The sequence below is a fragment of the Sandaracinobacter neustonicus genome (genome assembly GCF_006385875.1).
Classification (GTDB): domain Bacteria; phylum Pseudomonadota; class Alphaproteobacteria; order Sphingomonadales; family Sphingomonadaceae; genus Sandaracinobacteroides; species Sandaracinobacteroides neustonicus.
In genome coordinates this window covers 174,631-190,307 of record NZ_VFSU01000019.1, presented here as the reverse complement: position 1 = coordinate 190,307, position 15,677 = coordinate 174,631, and the positions used below count along the sequence as shown (strand labels likewise).

At 67.9% G+C, this 15,677-nt stretch carries 10 protein-coding genes; 8 read left to right on the top strand and 2 right to left on the bottom strand.

Annotation, left to right across the window (positions count from 1 at the left end; translation table 11 throughout):
* Nucleotides 1-28 precede the first annotated feature (28 nt).
* The 6 genes from FJQ54_RS07140 to trxA are packed head-to-tail and all read left to right on the top strand — an operon-like array spanning nucleotide 29 to nucleotide 9,241.
* Nucleotides 29-862: a bestrophin-like domain gene (locus tag FJQ54_RS07140; RefSeq protein ID WP_140927718.1), complete on the top strand. Its 834-nt coding sequence runs from the start codon at nucleotides 29-31 to the stop codon at nucleotides 860-862.
* Nucleotides 849-1,814, top strand: a complete 966-nt coding sequence (locus tag FJQ54_RS07135) for an aminoglycoside phosphotransferase family protein (protein WP_140927717.1) — start codon at nucleotides 849-851, stop codon at nucleotides 1,812-1,814. The genes FJQ54_RS07140 and FJQ54_RS07135 overlap by 14 nt, the downstream gene beginning before the upstream one ends.
* A complete protein-coding gene (locus FJQ54_RS07130) occupies nucleotides 1,811-2,530 on the top strand; it encodes a nucleotidyltransferase family protein (protein WP_140927716.1) in 720 nt (239 codons plus the stop codon). The genes FJQ54_RS07135 and FJQ54_RS07130 overlap by 4 nt, the downstream gene beginning before the upstream one ends.
* Complete coding sequence (gene addB / locus FJQ54_RS07125) at nucleotides 2,517-5,459, top strand: double-strand break repair protein AddB (protein ID WP_140927715.1); 2,943 nt, start codon at nucleotides 2,517-2,519, stop codon at nucleotides 5,457-5,459. Before FJQ54_RS07130 ends, addB begins: the two co-directional genes overlap by 14 nt.
* Nucleotides 5,444-8,878, top strand: a complete 3,435-nt coding sequence (gene addA / locus FJQ54_RS07120) for a double-strand break repair helicase AddA (RefSeq protein WP_140927714.1) — start codon at nucleotides 5,444-5,446, stop codon at nucleotides 8,876-8,878. Before addB ends, addA begins: the two co-directional genes overlap by 16 nt.
* Before the next feature lie 42 nt (nucleotides 8,879-8,920).
* The gene (gene trxA / locus FJQ54_RS07115) at nucleotides 8,921-9,241 is read left to right on the top strand and encodes a thioredoxin (RefSeq protein ID WP_140927713.1); all 321 of its coding nucleotides are present in this window, start codon (nucleotides 8,921-8,923) and stop codon (nucleotides 9,239-9,241) included.
* A gap of 13 nt (nucleotides 9,242-9,254) precedes the next feature.
* Here trxA and FJQ54_RS07110 read toward each other — a convergent pair whose 3' ends face one another.
* Together FJQ54_RS07110 and argJ are read right to left on the bottom strand one after the other, a co-directional pair.
* Nucleotides 9,255-10,160 carry a glutathione S-transferase family protein gene (locus FJQ54_RS07110; RefSeq protein WP_140927712.1) on the bottom strand — a complete coding sequence of 302 codons (906 nt, stop codon included), beginning with the start codon at nucleotides 10,158-10,160 and terminating at the stop codon, nucleotides 9,255-9,257.
* 29 nt (nucleotides 10,161-10,189) lie between these two features.
* The gene (gene argJ, locus FJQ54_RS07105) at nucleotides 10,190-11,422 is read right to left on the bottom strand and encodes a bifunctional glutamate N-acetyltransferase/amino-acid acetyltransferase ArgJ (protein WP_140927711.1); all 1,233 of its coding nucleotides are present in this window, start codon (nucleotides 11,420-11,422) and stop codon (nucleotides 10,190-10,192) included.
* 209 nt (nucleotides 11,423-11,631) lie between these two features.
* Between argJ and FJQ54_RS07100 the strand changes: the two genes are divergently transcribed.
* Complete coding sequence (locus FJQ54_RS07100) at nucleotides 11,632-14,088, top strand: TonB-dependent receptor (protein WP_181160026.1); 2,457 nt, start codon at nucleotides 11,632-11,634, stop codon at nucleotides 14,086-14,088.
* Complete coding sequence (locus FJQ54_RS07095) at nucleotides 14,088-15,569, top strand: CehA/McbA family metallohydrolase (RefSeq protein WP_140927709.1); 1,482 nt, start codon at nucleotides 14,088-14,090, stop codon at nucleotides 15,567-15,569. The genes FJQ54_RS07100 and FJQ54_RS07095 overlap by 1 nt, the downstream gene beginning before the upstream one ends.
* Nucleotides 15,570-15,677 lie beyond the last annotated feature (108 nt).

Sequence of the window (15,677 nt, the reverse complement as noted above, 5' to 3'; positions counted from 1 at the left end):
CCCCGATGCCCAAACCCCCGCGCCGCGCATGAGCTTTCTGGGGGATCTGGCCTTGATGCTGCTGTGGATCTGCGGGGGAATCCTGTTGACCTTCGGCACTTATGTGCTGGTCCGCAAGCTGCTGCCGCCCCGGGACGGGCAGGATGGGCATCATTATCCGCAGGCCGTGCGCGACATGGCGACAACCACCGGGCTTCGCATCGCCGCCTTGTTCGGCATCCTGCTGGCGCTGGTCTATGCGCAGGAGTTGCGCCGCTATCAGGATATCCGCGACGGGCTGACGGATGAGGCGGTGGCGATCTCGCAGGTGTATTTCGACGCCGGACGGCTGGGCGGCGAGCCGGGGCGGACGATCCGCGCGGCGCTTTCCGATTATGTGCGGTTGCTGGTGCGGGTGGAGTGGCCCGAGCTGGGCAAGGATCATCGCCTGTCGGGCGAAACATGGGACGCTTTCAACAGTGCGCAGGATGAGGCGCGCGCGCTGTTGCCCGCAGACCCTCGTGAAACGGCGATCCGTGACTCCATGGTGAGCCGGCTGGCGAGCGTGTCGGAGCTTCGCAACCAGCGCGAGCGGCAGGCGGTGGATAGTATGCCATGGCTGTTCGCGATTCCCGCGATCATGGGGCTGCTGCTGGTGACAACGCCCTTCTTCATCTATCCGCCGGGGCGCGAGGTGTGGGTGATGCTGGGGGCCTATGGCGCGTTTGCGGGGCTGATCCTGTTCTTCATCCATGCATTCGCCAGCCCGTTCGGCCATCCGTTGAAGCTGGCGCCTGCCCCGTTCGAACGAATGCTGGCGGGCGGCTTTGGCCAAGATGTCGCGAAAATCCAACCCCGAAAGGCCCCGAATGATCGCCCGTGACGGCGCTGCCCAGTTTCTGAAGTCGGCCGGATGGGGCGATGCGGAGATATTGCCGCTGGCCGGAGACGCCAGTTTCCGCCGTTACTTCCGCGTGGTGGAGCCTGCGCGCCGCGCCGTGCTGATGGATGCGCCGCCGGAGCATGAGGATGTGAAGCCCTTTCTGGCGGTGGCGGACCTGCTGCTGGAGGCGGGCTTTTCCGCGCCCGCCATTCTGGCCCGCGATCTGGAGCGGGGGTTCCTGCTGATCGAGGATTTCGGCGACCGGCTGCTGGGGCCTGTGCTGAAGGCGGAACCGGCGCTGGAAGCGCATGTGTATGCGCAGGCTGTGGACCTGCTGACAGAGCTGCACCGGGCGACAAAGGCGGATGGCCTGCCCCCCTATGACCGCGCCGTGCTGGCGCGCGAAGTGATGCTGTTCCCGGACTGGTATGCGAACGCCGCCGGGATCGAGGTGGATACAGACGCCTATCTGGCGGCATGGGATGCCGTGTGGGCCGATGTGCTGGCGGAAACCGCGCAACATCCGATTGTCACCTTGCGCGATTACCACGCGGACAATCTGATGCTGCTGGAGCGGCCGGGGGTGAAGGGATTGGGGCTGCTGGATTTTCAGGACGCGCTGGCCGGTCACCCGGCCTATGATCTGGTGTCTCTGTTGCAGGATGCGCGCCGCGATGTCTCGCCGGAGCTGGAGGCGGCGATGCTGGCGCGGTTCGATGGTTCCGAGGCGTTTCGCGCGGCCTATGAAGTGCTGGGGGCGCAGCGCAACGTGAAGATATTGGGCATCTTCGTGCGGTTGCGTGACCGCGACGGGCGGCAGGGCTATGTGGAGCGGCTGCCGCGCGTGTGGGGCTATCTGGATCGCAATTTCGCGCATCCGGCGCTGGCCCCGGTGAAGCAATGGTTCGATGCGCATGTGCCCGCTGCGCTGCGGGCGGAGTGGTGCCGATGAGCGAAGTGCCCGCCTCTGCTATGGTGCTGGCCGCGGGGCTGGGCAAGCGCATGCGGCCGCTGACGGCGACGCGGCCGAAGCCGCTGGTGGAGGTGGCGGGCAAGACGTTGCTGGACCGCGCCATCGGCACGCTGAAGGCGGGTGGCGTCACACAGCTGGTGGTGAATGTGCATTATATGGCGGATCGGCTGGAGGCGCATCTGAATGCGCGCGAGAAGCAGCTGGACGTGCGCATTTCCGACGAGCGGGAGCTGTTGCTGGAAACCGGCGGCGGGCTGACGAAGGCGCTGCCGCTGATCGATGCGGACCCGTTCCTGTCCATCAACGCCGACAACATCTGGATCGACGGACCCGTCGGCGCGACGCAGTTGCTGGCGGATCGCTGGAACCCACAAGAGATGGACGCGCTGTTGCTGATGGTGCCGCTGGCGCGCGCCAATTGCCATGGCGGGCCGGGCGATTTTCACATGGACGCCGCTGGCCGCCTCTCCCGCCGGAAACCGGGGCGGGTTGCGCCGTTCGTCTATACCGGTTTCCAGATGCTGTCGAAGCGGCTGTTCGAGGGCGTTGCCGTCGAGCCTTTTTCCATGAATCGGTTGTGGGACAGGGCGGCTGCCGAGGGGCGGCTGTATGGCGTGGCGCATCAGGGGCTGTGGTTCGATGTGGGCACTGCCGCTGCCGTGAAAGAGACGGAGGCACTTCTTGGCGTCCTCTGACGCCGGGATTGCGTCGTCTCTGGCGCGGGGCAGTCTCTTCTCGATCCCTGCGCATCGGCCTTTCGCGGACGATCTGGCGGCCGGGTTGCTGGCGCAATATCCCGATCCGTTGGCGCTGGCGCATGTGCTGTTGCTGCTGCCCACCCGTCGCGCCATCCGGGCGCTGACGGAAGCCTTTGTGCGGGAGTCCGAGGGGCGGGCGCTGTTGCTGCCGCGCATGGTGCCGGCCGGTGATCTGGACCCGGAGGAGGCCGAAGGCTGGGAGGCCGGGCCGTTGCTGGCCGGGCTGGATGGCGCGGCCGAATTGCGCCCGGCGATCACCTCTGAAGCCCGGCGGGTGGCGCTGGCGAAGCTGTTGTCGGCCTCCCGCCCGGCGCCTGAGGCGCTGGCGCTGGGGGCGCAGCTGGCCGCCGTGCTGGACACGCTGGAGATCGAGGGTGTGCGCGCCGCCGACATTGCCGCCGCCGTGCCCGAAGGCGAGTTGCAGGCGCATTGGGCGGCGAACGCGAAGGTGCTGGAACTGGTGGCGGGTGGCTGGCCGGAGTTGCTGGCAGCACGCGGGCTGATGGATCCGTCGCGGCGGCGGAATTTGCAGATGGATGCGCTGACGGCGCGCTGGACGGTCACGCCGCCGCCGTTTCCAGTGCTGCTGGCGGGCTTTGCCAGCGCGCCGCCTGCTGTTGCCCGGCTGGCGCACACGGTGGCGCGCATGCCTGATGGGCGCATCGTGCTGCCGGGTCTGGATCTTTCGCTGGATGCCGATGGCTGGGCGCTGATCTGGGGCGAGGATGGCGGCGGGCTGGAGACCCATCCGCAATATGGCATGGCGCGGCTGCTGGCGGCGGCCGATCTGTCTCCGCTGGAGGCCGCGCCTTGGGTGGGGCGGAGCGAGCGGGCGGGCAGCCCGGCCGCGCGCGCCGAACTGGTGTCCCGCGCGCTCAGCCCGCCTGCGCTGGCGGGTGGGGCGGGAGCTTCCGCCGAAGCCCTGCACGGTTTGCGGATGGTGGAGGCCGCCAACCCGGCGGAGGAAGCGCTGGTGATTGCGCTGGCGCTGCGGCAGGTGGTGGAGAAACCCGGTGCCACCGCTGCGCTGGTGACGCCGGATCGCGCGCTGGCGCAGCGGGTGCAGGTGCAGCTGAAGCGCTTCGGCATCGAGATCGACGACAGCGCGGGCGTGCCGCTGGCCGCCACCCGGCCGGGCAGCCTGTTGCTGGCGCTGGCGGTGGCGGCCGGGGAGCGGTTTGCGCCGGTGTCGCTGTTGGCGGCGTTGCAGCATCCGCTGCTGCGGGCGGGCGAGGGGCGGCTGGACTGGCTGAACCATGTGCGCGCGCTGGACCGGCTGGCGCTGCGCGGCATCCGCCCCAGCCCCGGCCTTGGCGGTGTGGCGCTGCGGCTGCGCCGTTCCAAGCTGGCGAGCGACGATCTGAAGGATTGGTGGGCGGGCGAGGCGACCGCGTTGCTGGCCCCGCTGGAGCCGTTGCCGCAGACTGCCGACGCGCTGCTGGAACGGTTGCGCGCGGTGGCCGAGGCTGCTGCTGGCCCGGCGCTGTGGCAGGGCGATGCGGGAACCGCGCTGGCCCGGCTGTTCGACACGCTGGCGGAGAGCAAGGCCGACCTGGCGGCGATCCGAGTGATGCCGGAGGAGGCGGCCGCCTTCGTGGGCGGGCTGATGCAGGGCGTGTCCGTGCGGCCGCGCTTCAACCGGCATCCGCAACTGGCGATCTGGGGGCCGCTGGAAGCGCGGTTGCAGACCGCCGATCTGCTGGTGATGGCCGGGCTGAACGAGGGGACATGGCCTTCGATGCCGACGCCGGACCCGTTTCTGGCGCCCGCGATCCGCCGCGCGCTGGATCTGCCCGGGCTTGCCCGGCGCACCGGCTTTCAGGCGCATGATTTCGCCGCCGGGCTGGGCGCGCGGGAGGTGCTGTTGACGCGATCATTGCGCGAAGGCGGTGCGCCGTCTGTGGCGTCTCGCTTCTGGCAGCGGTTGCGCGCGGCGGCGGGGGTGTTGCCGGATTCCGGGGCGTGGACGGCGGAAGCTGCGACGTTGCTGGCGGTGGCTCGTTCGCTGGATGTGGGGCCAGCCGCCGAGCCTTATAAGCGGCCCGAACCTGCACCGCCTGCGGTGGAGCGGCCGCGCAAGCTGAGCGTGACCGAGGTGGCGACGCTGAAGGCCGACCCGTTCAGTTTTTATGCGCGGCACATGTTGGGGCTGAAGCCGCTGGACCCGCGCGATGCGGAGCCGACGGCGGGCGAGCGCGGGCAGGCGGTGCACCGGATTCTGGAGCGCTGGTCTGACGAGAAACCTGCCGACGAAGCCGGGCGGCTGGCCATCGTGGACGAGGAGCTGGCGAAGCTGGGCGAGCGGCCGGAGATCGCGGCGCTGTGGCGGCCGCGCGTGCTGCGGATGCTGGAGTTCGTGATGGAGCAGCAGGCGAAAGAGCCGGAGTGGGTGCCGGTGGCGTGGGAGGCGAAGGGCCAGCTGCTGCACCGGGGCGTGACGTTGAACGGCCGGGTAGACCGGATCGACAGCAATGGCAGCGGCTTGCGGATTCTGGATTACAAGACAGGCGCGGTGCCTGCGGTGCTGGACGTGAAGGAGCTGTGGCAGACGCAGCTGGCGCTGCTGGCGGCGATGGCGGTGAAGGGCGAATTTCACGTGGACGCCAGCTTGCCGGTGGAGCGGCTGGATTATCTGAAACTCTCCGGCGGGCGCGATCCGGGCAAGATGAGCGCGGCGTTGGGCAGCCGGGCGACGGCGGAGGATATGGAGGCGCATCTGTCTGCCGCGTTTGCGGATTTCACCGCGCTGGTGGAGGGCTGGTTGCTGGGCGACCGGCCGTTCCGGGCCAAGCAGCATATGGTCTATGGCCGCCGCTTTGCCGATTATGACCATCTGGCGCGGGTGGCGGAATGGCTGGGCCGGTGAAACCCGAAAGCAGAACGCCGCAGCCCCGAACCCCGCCGCAGCGGATCGCAGCCGATCCGGCACGCCATGTGTGGGTCGCGGCCTCGGCGGGCACCGGCAAGACGCATGTGCTGACGGACCGCATCCTGCGGCTGATGCTGGAGGGCAGCCCGCCCGACCGCATATTGGCGCTGACCTTCACCAAGGCGGCGGCGGCGGAAATGCAGAACCGCCTCGTGAAGCGGCTGGGCGAATGGCTGGGCCATGACGATGCGCGGCTGGATGCCGAGTTTGAAGCGATGGGGGTGGCGGCCACGGCTGAGCGTCGCCGCCGCGCCCGCGCCTTGTTCGCCGAGGCGCTGGATGTTCCCGGCGGGCTGAAGGTGCAGACGTTGCATGCCTTTTCGCAGGGCTTGCTGGCAGCCTTCCCGCTGGAGGCGGGGTTGCCGCCGGGCTTCCGCGCGCTGGACGAGCGCGATGCGCGGCAGATGAAGCAGCGGGCGCTGTCCGATTGCATCACCGAGGCGCAGCGCAGCGGCGACGCGCAGTTCCTGTCTGATCTGGCCGAACTCTCCATCCTGAAGGGGGAGGGCGGGCTGATGCAGGCGATTTCCGCCATGATCGCCCATTCGGACGCGTTGCTGGCGTTCAACGATGCGGCAGGTTTGCCGGTGGCCGTGCGGCGATGGCTGGGGGTGGGCGAGGGGGAAAAACTCGGCGAGCGGCTGGCCGAATTCCTGTCTCCGGACATGTTCGATGATGGCCGGGTGGAGGCGTTCGCGCTGGGGATGGAGGCGTGGGGTGCCAAGACCGGGCTGGATCTGGCGGAGCGCGCGCGGGGGTGGATGGCGCTGGATGCTGAAGGGCGGGTGCAGCAGCTTGGGACGCTGATGTCGTGCGTGCTGACGCAGAAGGAAGAGCCGCAGAAGCATGTGCATGCCGTGAAGAAGCAGCCTGAACTGCGCGGCATCATCGACGATCTGGCGGCTGACCTGTTGCAGTTGCTGGACTTCGACCGGCGTGTCGTCACCGCGGAACTGGCGGCGCTGGCGTTGCGGGCCGGGCATCGGATTGTGTCCCGTTACCGGCAGCTGAAGCGAGCGGCGGTGGCCATTGACTATGACGATATGATCGCCCGCACCGTCGATCTGCTCGGCCCGGCGGGGATGCCCGGTTATGTCGGCTGGAAGCTGGACAGCCGCTTCGATCATGTGCTGGTGGATGAGGCGCAGGATACCAATGATCGGCAGTGGGCGATCATTGGTCGGCTGATTGAGGATTATTTCGACGCAGGCGGCGAGCAGGCGCGGCGGCGGCGCAGCCTGTTCGTGGTGGGCGATCATAAGCAGGCGATTTACGGCTTTCAGGGCACCGATCCGCGCGTGTTCGAAGGGGTGCGGGCGCGGTTGTCGCCCGGTGCGGCGGCGGCGGGGCGGCCCATCGAGGGGGTCGATCTGGATTTGAGCTTCCGGTCCGGTCCGGCGGTGCTGGATGTTGTGAACGGGTTTTTGCAGGCGGCGGGGCCTGCGGCGTTGGGGATGGAAAGCGCGCCGCCCGATCATCGCCCGCACCGGGCCGAGGCTGCGAGCGAAGTGGTGCTGTGGCCGGTGATCGCGCCGGATGATGGTGTGGAGGACGCTGGCGACGAGGGCATCGAGGACGGTTCCGAAGCGGCTGAGCGGGCCATGGCGAAATGGCTGGCGGCTGAGGTCGCGGGCTGGCTGCTGCCGGGCGGACCTGATCGGCTGTGGCTGGCGGCGAAGGGGCGTTGGGCGCGGCCGGGCGATATCCTGATCCTGTTGCGCAAGCGCAGCTGGCTGATGGGCGCGCTGGTGGCCGAACTGCATGGCCAGCGGGTGGCGGTGGCCGGGGTGGACCGGCTGTTGCTGACGGAACCGCTGGCGGTGCTGGATTGTCTGGCGCTGGTGCGCTTCGCCGTGCAGCCGGAGGATGATCTGACGCTGGCCGCGCTGCTGGTGTCGCCGTTTGTGGGCTGGAGCCATGAGGAGATTCGCAAGCTGAACGGTGGTCGCCCCGGCCTGTGGGCGGCGCTGTGGCGGGCGGCGGGTGATGGTGGGCAGGCGGCAGAGGCGCGCAGCTGGCTGGGGGCGGTGCTGGCGCTAGCGGACACCGTTGGCCCGGCGCGCTTTCTGGACAGCATCCTCTCTGGCCCGTTGAAAGGGCGGCAGCGATTGCTGGCGCGACTTGGGGCGCAGGCCAATGACCCTATCGACGAGCTGGTGCAGCAGGCGCTGTTGTATGAGCAGGCCAATCCGCCGGCGCTCGCCGGGTTTCTGGCATGGGTGGAGGCGGACGGTTCCGACGTGAAGCGGGATGCGGAGGCTGCTGCCGATCAGGTGCGGCTGATGACTATTCATGGCTCGAAGGGGCTGGAAGCGCCGGTGGTGGTGCTGGCGGACAGCGCGCACCGGCCGAAGGCGCGGCGCGACGGCTTTGTGGCGGTTCCGGTGGACGGGCGGGTGCTGCCGCTGTTCCACCCGCCGAAAGCGGATATTCCAAAGGCCGTGGCCGACGTGCTGGCGGCGCAGGATGAGCGGGAGGCGCAGGAAGATCTGCGGCTGCTCTATGTGGGGCTGACGCGGGCGGCGGATCATCTGTTCATCGGCGGATCGGCCAGCCGCAAGACGTTGGAGAAGCTGGAGGCAGGCGAGCTGGATTGCTGGCACGCGCGGCTTCGCCCGGTGCTGGAGGCGCTGCCGGGGGTGGAGCGGATCGCGACGGACAGGGGCGAGGCGCTGCGGCACCGGGCGGGTGCGTGGAGCGAGCCGGGGCCGCATGAAACGCTGCTGCAGCCCGCCACAGCCGAGCAGCCGATGCACCAGATGTTGACCGGCGTGGCACCGCCACCGCCGCGCCCCTCGCGGCCGTTAACGCCCTCTGCTTTGGCGGATGCCCCTTCCGAAGGCCCGGCGGCTGAGGCGATGCGGGCGGCCGCGCGGCGGGGCAGTTGGATTCACACCCTGTTCGAGCGGTTGCCCGCCGTTCCCCCGGCGGATCGGGCGGCGCAGGCGCTGGCGTGGTTGCAGCGGCAAGGGGCGGGCGACGGGGCCGACGCCATTGTGGCCGAGGTGCTGGCGGTGATGGACGACCCTGCCCACGCCGCGCTGTTCGGCCCGGCTGCGCTGGCGGAAGCGCCTGTTGCCGGGCTGGTGAACGGGCTGGCCATCGCGGGCACGGTGGACCGGCTGCTGGTGGAAGAAGGCCGGGTGCTGGTGGTGGATTTCAAGACCGGCCTTCGCGTGCCCGCCAGCTTTGCCGACGCGCCGGTGCCGCATCAGCGGCAGATGGCGGCTTATCGGGCGGTGCTGGCGCAGGCCTTTCCCGGCCGCCGCATCGAGGTGGCGCTGCTGTATAGCAGTGGGCCAAAGTTCCTCTTGGGGGACGAGAAGGACATGGAGGGGCTGCTGCCGCTTGAATGACGCCGGGAGGGGGCTATGTCTGGCTGCAAAGGAGCAATGACCATGGCAAGTGTGAAGGTGACCGACGCCTCGTTCGAGGATGATGTGCTGAAAAGCGAGACACCCGTGCTGGTGGATTTCTGGGCGGAATGGTGCGGCCCCTGCCGCATGATCGGCCCGGCGCTGGAGGAAATCGCCGACGAGCTGAAGGGCAAGGTGACGATCGCCAAGGTGAACATCGACGACGAACCGGAATGGGCTTCGAAGTTCAACGTGCGCTCCATCCCGACGCTGCTGATCTTCAAGGGCGGCGAGAAGGTGGCCGAACAGCTGGGCGCGGCGCCGAAATCGGCGCTGAAGGGCTGGATCGAAAGCGCGATCTGAGCGTTGTGGGGGGCTATGCCCCCCGCACGATCTGCCCCAGCCGGGGGAAGTGCAGGGCGACCGGCCCTGTTTCGGGCGTGTCCCTGAGCAGGGTGATGCGCCTGTCTGTCAGCACCGCGAGACTGCCTTCCACGGCTGCGTCTGTGGAGCCTTCCTGAGACACAAGCACCGTCTGCCCCGCCTGAAAGCCCGAATCGGCGGCGACGATGCCGCGCACGCGTGGTTCTGACGAACTGGCGGCGGCGATGGCCTCTGCCGCGGTGATCGGCGTGGGGCGGCCATGGCCGATGTCTGCCACGCGCAGCGCCCATGCGCCCAGATGTGGCCTGTTTGCCAGCAGGGGGGAGAGGTCTCCGCCAAGGCGGGGCTTCTGGAACCAGAGCAGCTGATAATGGGCGAGGTCGCCATGGCCGGGCGTATCTCCGCCCAGAAAGGCCCGCCCGTCTGACAGGGCGGCTTCCAGATTGGCGAGATGAGCGGCGAATTGCGCGGCCAGATGCGGGGCCAAGGCGCGGAAGGCGTCCGGCTTCAGACCGAAGCGCCGTTCCCGGTCTGCCCAGAAGGCTTCAAGCCCTGTTGTCGGCAATTCCCCCATGGCAGCGCCTGCGGCTGCGACGAACACGCTGCCCTGCGCCAGTTCCGCCAGCAGCCGGTGGCCGTGCCGCAGCGGTTCCGGGAACAGGCTGGGGCTGGGGTGCAGCATTTCCAGCGCATCAATGGCGGCGGCGGTGCCGCAGAAAATGTCCGCGCCGGATTGCAGCACGGGGGTGCGGACATAGCCGCCCGTCAGCAGTTCCAGTTCCGGCTTGGGCCGCAGCGAGGGAACCTCGACAGCGCCATAATCCAGCCCCTTCAGCCCCAGCGCCAGACGCAGCACTTCAGACCATGGCGAGGCGGGATAGTGGTGCAGGATCAACATGGCCGTGCCGCCCCCTGTTGCCGCCGCACTCAGCTGCGGTAATCGGCGTTGATGGAGATATAGCCGTGCGTGAGGTCGCTGGTCCACACCGTCGCGCGGCCGTCGCCGAGGCCCAGGTCGACCGTGATTTCCACCTCTTGCCCGGCCAGATGCGCGGCGACGGGGGCCTCGTCATAGCCATCCACCACCATGCCGCGCGCGGCCACTTCCACTCCGCCGAAACGGATGGAGAGCAGGTCCCGCTCCGCAGGCTCGCCGGCCTTGCCCACGGCCATCACCACCCGGCCCCAGTTGGCGTCTCCGCCTGCAATCGCGGTTTTCACCAGCGGTGAGTTGGCGATGGACAGGGCGATGCGGTGCGCGCTGTCGTCTGACACCGCGCCGCTCACGCGGATTTCCACGAAGCGGGTTGCGCCTTCGCCATCGCGCACCACCAGCTGGGCGAGTTCGCGGCACAGATCGTGAAGCGCGGCGGCGAAGGCGTCTGCGCCGGGCGAGTCCGGGCCTTCCAGCTCAGCATGCCCGGCCTTTCCGGTGGCGAAGGCCAGCACGGTGTCTGACGTGGAGGTGTCTCCGTCGACGGTTATGCAGGAGAAAGTGCGGCGATTGGCCGCGTCCAGCAGCTGCTGCAGGAAAGGCGCTGCGATGGCGGCGTCGGTGGCGATGAAGCCCAGCATGGTCGCCATGTCCGGCGCGATCATGCCAGAGCCTTTGATGAAGCCCACCAGCACCACTTTCACGCCGCCGATCATGGCTTCGCGAGCGGCGGCCTTGGGGAAGGTATCCGTGGTGCCGATGGCGGTGGTGACGTCCAGCCAGCTGGCGCTGCCCAGCGCGGCGTGGGCGGCGCGCACGCCCGCGATGGCCTTGGCCTGCGGCAGCGGCACGCCGATCACCCCGGTGGAGGCGGCGAACACCTCGGCGGGTTCGCAGCCGATCAGGTTGGCGGCCTCTGCGACCTGCTTCGCGCAGGCTTCCGCGCCGGTGATCCCGGTGAAGGCGTTGGAATTGCCCGCGTTCACCACCAGCCCGCGCGCCGTGCCCCATGCCAGATGGCGGCGGCACAGCTCCACTTCGGGAGAGGGGCATTTCGACCGCGTGGTGACACCCGCGACGCTGGTGCCTTCATCGAAGGCGAGCAGTGTGACGTCGGCGCGCGTCCATGGCTTATAGCCCGCTGTCGCGGTGCCGCGACGGACGCCTGCGACTTCGGGAAGCGTGGGGAAGGGGGTGGCGAGCGGCGAGATGGGCGTTGTCGTCATGGCCCGCGCATAACCCCGGCGCGGCCCCCGCGCGAGGATTTTGTGGGCACGGTCCCCGCGTGAGGCCTTTGTGCCACAGGAAAAATTTGCGTGGCGCGTGGGGCGCGCCGGTCATCCGAATGTCACGCCCCCTTCATCCAACTGACCCGGTTCGGGCCTAGGCGCAGCGCGCATTCCAGATGCAGCACATGTCAAAAGGGGTTTCGCGCATGTTCCGCCGTTCGTTTGTTCCGTTTCTTCTCGCCGCCGTTGCCATGCCCGCCTTCGCGCAGGAGGCCGCCCCGCAGAGCGATATGGACACCATCATCGTGACGGGCCGCGCGGCCGGGTCCGAAATGCGCAAGGCGGAAGCCAGCTTCGCCATCACCACCATTGATCAGCAATCGCTGAAGGTGGCGCCGCCGATTTCCACGGCTGACCTGTTCCGCCGCGTGCCCGGCTTCTGGGTGGAAGGTTCGGGCGGCGAAGGCTCGAACAACGTGCGTTCGCGCGGCATCCCGACCGATGGCTATTCCTCGGTCGGCCTGCATGAGAACGGCATTCCGGTGCAATATGATGGCGCGCTGGGCTATCTGAACCCGGATCAAAGCTTCCGCATCGATGACACCATCGCCCGGGTGGAAGCCGTTCGCGGCGGCCCGGCCTCCATCTTTGCCCCCAACGCGCCGGGCGGGGTGGTGAACTTCATCACCCGCAAGGGCACGGACACGCCGGACGGCGCGGGATCGGTGCGCTATACCTTCACCGACACCACCGCGCACCGGGTGGACGCATGGTATGGCCGGGAAATCGCCCCGAACGTGGGCCTGTTCGTGGGCGGCTTCTACCGGCAGGGCGACGGCATGCGCGACATGGGCTTCACGGCGGAAAAGGGCGGGCAGATCCGCGCCACGCTGAACTATGACGACGGCGTGAATTCGGCGACGCTGGACGTGCGCCACATGGACGACCGCACGCCCTTCTATCTGCCGGTGCCGCTGACCTTCGATGCCGATGGCGGCATCAAGCAGGTTTCAGGCTTCGACGCGCTGAACGACACGCTGGCGGGCAGCAACAACAAGCTGGTGAGCATCAAGAATGTCGGCGGGCCCTACGAGTTCGACCTGACCGAAGGCAGCCACACCAAGCTGACTGTGATCACCTTCGAAGCGAAGATGCGCATAATGGACGGCGTGCGCTTTGAAACGCGCAACCGCTATCGCACCAGCGACATTCTGCGCAACGCGCTGTTCCCCACCGGCAATGTGGATACCATCGCCAATTATCAGGCCAGCCTGCTGAGCCAGGCGAAGGCGGGCGGCTTCTCCACCGCCACCGGCATCCGGCTGACCTATGCCGACGATGGCACGGCAGTGCCTTCCAACGCCAACGGCAACGGCCTGCTGGTGCAGGGCAACCTGCTCTCCGTCTCGGTTCCGCTGGACGAGATGATCAGCGACAACCGCATCACCGCAGACATCGCCAACCATGCGCTGGCGGTGGGCGTGAGCTATGCCCATTCGCAATATCGCTTTGACCGGTACATGGGCACCACCCTGCTGGACGTGCGCGGCAATGCGCGGCGGGTGGACGCGACTGCAGTGAACGCGAGCGGCGTGGCCGTGGGTCGCGTGACCGACAACGGCTTCCTGCGTTACGGATCGCTGTTCGACAATGTGGGCATGAACACCGACAGCGTTGCGGTTTACGGCGGCGACGAATGGCAGATCACCCCGCAGATCCGGGTGGACGCCGCCGCCCGTTATGAGAAGCTGAGCTTCAATGGGCTGGTCGCGGGCAAGACGACGGTGAATCTGGGCGATCCGACGACGCTGGCCGACAACAGCGTCACCACTTTCAGTGGCGCGTTCACGAATGTGGACGAGAGCTTCTCCGGCTTTGGCTGGACGCTGGGGGCCAACTGGCAGTTCCAGCCGAACATGGGGGTGTTCGCGCGCTATACCGACACCTTCCGCCTGCCGTCTCCGGGCGAATGGAACGGCAACCCGACGCGCACCGACATGGCGAAGGTTCCGATCAAGATGGGCGAGGTCGGTTTCAAATATGGCAGCGAGATGCTGAGCCTGTTCGTAACCGGCTTCTGGACCAAGTTCGAGCGGCTGACGCTGACCGACTGGTATTTCGACAATGCGAGCAACAGCTACAAATCCCGCATCGCCATTGCCGGTTCGGAAACCTTCGGCGTGGAAGCCGAAGCGATGTTCCGCCCGTTCGAATGGGGCGATCTGGCCGTGGCGCTGACCTGGCAGGACCCGCAATATAAGAATTTCAAATACACCGACAGCGCGGGCAAGGTCTGGGACTTCAGCGGCAACCAGTTGATGCGTGTCCCGAAACTGGGGCTGCGGGTGACGCCGGGGGTGAATCTGTTCGACGATCGCCTTCGGGCCGAAGCGGTGATCGAGCATTACACCAAGCGCTACCCGGATATCGCCAACACGCAGGTGCTGCCGGCCTATACGCTGGTGGGGCTGAACCTGCGCGGGCAGGTGACGGAGAATATCGCGCTGGGCTTCAACGTGAGCAACCTGTTCAACAAGCTGGGGCTGACCGAAGGCAACCCGCGTGCGGGCAGCTTCATCTCGGGCGATCTGGGCGCGCAATATTTCCTTGCCCGGCCTGATTTCGGCCGAGTGATCCGCGCGTCCGCCACGGTGACCTTCTGATGCGGGGCTGGCTGGCGGCGCTGCTGCTTCTGTTCGCAGCGCCGCTGGCCGCCGCAGACCGGCCGGCTGATCTGGAACTGAACGGCCAGATCAGCCGCGCCGATCATCAGAGTTACAAAGAGGTGCCGTTCACGCTGCCGCCGGGGACGGATCGGCTGCTGGTGGAAATGAGCCTCGACCAGCTGGAGCAGCGCACTGTCATCGACGTGGGGCTGGCCGATCCGAATGGCTTTCGCGGCGCATCCGGCTCTAACAAGCGGCGGATTCTGATCGGCGAGACGGAGGCGACGCCCTCCTATCTGCCGGGCGCGATGACGCCGGGGGGGTGGAAGCTGATTCTGGCGGTGCCCAACATCCGCGAGGGTGTAACGGCGAACTGGCAGGCGAAGCTGTGGTTCCTGAAAGCGGGCGAGCCTGATGAAGCCCCGCCCACCGCCGGGCGCGGCCCTGCCTGGTATCGCGGTGACATGCACCTGCACAGCGCCCATTCGGATGGCAGTTGCGCGCCCGAAGGGGGCAGTGCGCGGGTGCCGTGCCCGCTGTTCCTGACGTTGCAGACGGCGGCGGCGCGGGGACTCGATTTCGTGTCGATCACCGAACATAACAGCGTCAGCCATCATTCAACGCTGCGCGAAGCCCAGCCATTCTTCCCGCGCATGCTGCTGATTCCGGGGCGGGAGATCACCACCTTCTTCGGCCATTTCAACATTCATGGCGTGACGCGCCCCATCGATTTTCGCATCGCGCCTGCGGCAAAAGGCGGCACCACCAGCTTCAACGCCATCGCGGACGAGGTGCACCGGCTGGGCGGTCTGCTGGTGATCAACCACCCGGGGATGCCGTCTGACGAGCGTTGCATGGGCTGCGGCTGGACCATGCTGGACGTCGATCCCACGAAGGTGGACGCCATCGAGGCGGTGAACGGCGCATCGGTGGCGGGCGTGGACAACAAGGTGGCGGGCCTTGTGGACGGCACGCCATTCTGGCTGGGCTGGCAGGCGCGGTCTGGCCGGGTTACGGCCATCGGTGCCTCTGACAATCATGACGGCAGCAGCCGGGCAGACCGGCTGGGCACAGTCGGCCGCCCCGCTACCGTGGTGCGAGCGGCGGACCTGACATGGCCCGCCATCCGCGAGGGGTTGCGGCAGGGCAGGGCCTTCATCGACATCGATGGCGTGCCGGGCCGCCTGCTCGATTTCAGCGTGACGTCCGGCAAGGCGGCTGCGGTGATGGGCGGGGCGCTGAAGGCCGCTTCCGGTTCGCTGCGGCTTTCGGTGGAGGTGGATGCCCCGGCAGGCACCCGCCTGCGCCTGTTCGATGGCGCGGTGTTGCTCGCCGAGCAGCCGCTGACGGGTGGGCGGCAGACGATTTCGCTGGCGCACAGCCTGCCAGCGGGCCGCCATATCCTGCGGCTGGATGTTGTTCGCGATGGCCAGCTCATCCTGCTGTCCAACGCGGTCGCGGTGGAGATCGGCCGCTGACGGGCCGCTTCTTTTGTAGCCAACGCAGGAAAGGCGGGCTGCTGCAATTGACGCTCCCCCGGCCCAACCCTATTTGGCGCTTTGATAAGCGGCGGCTGCCTGGCCGAT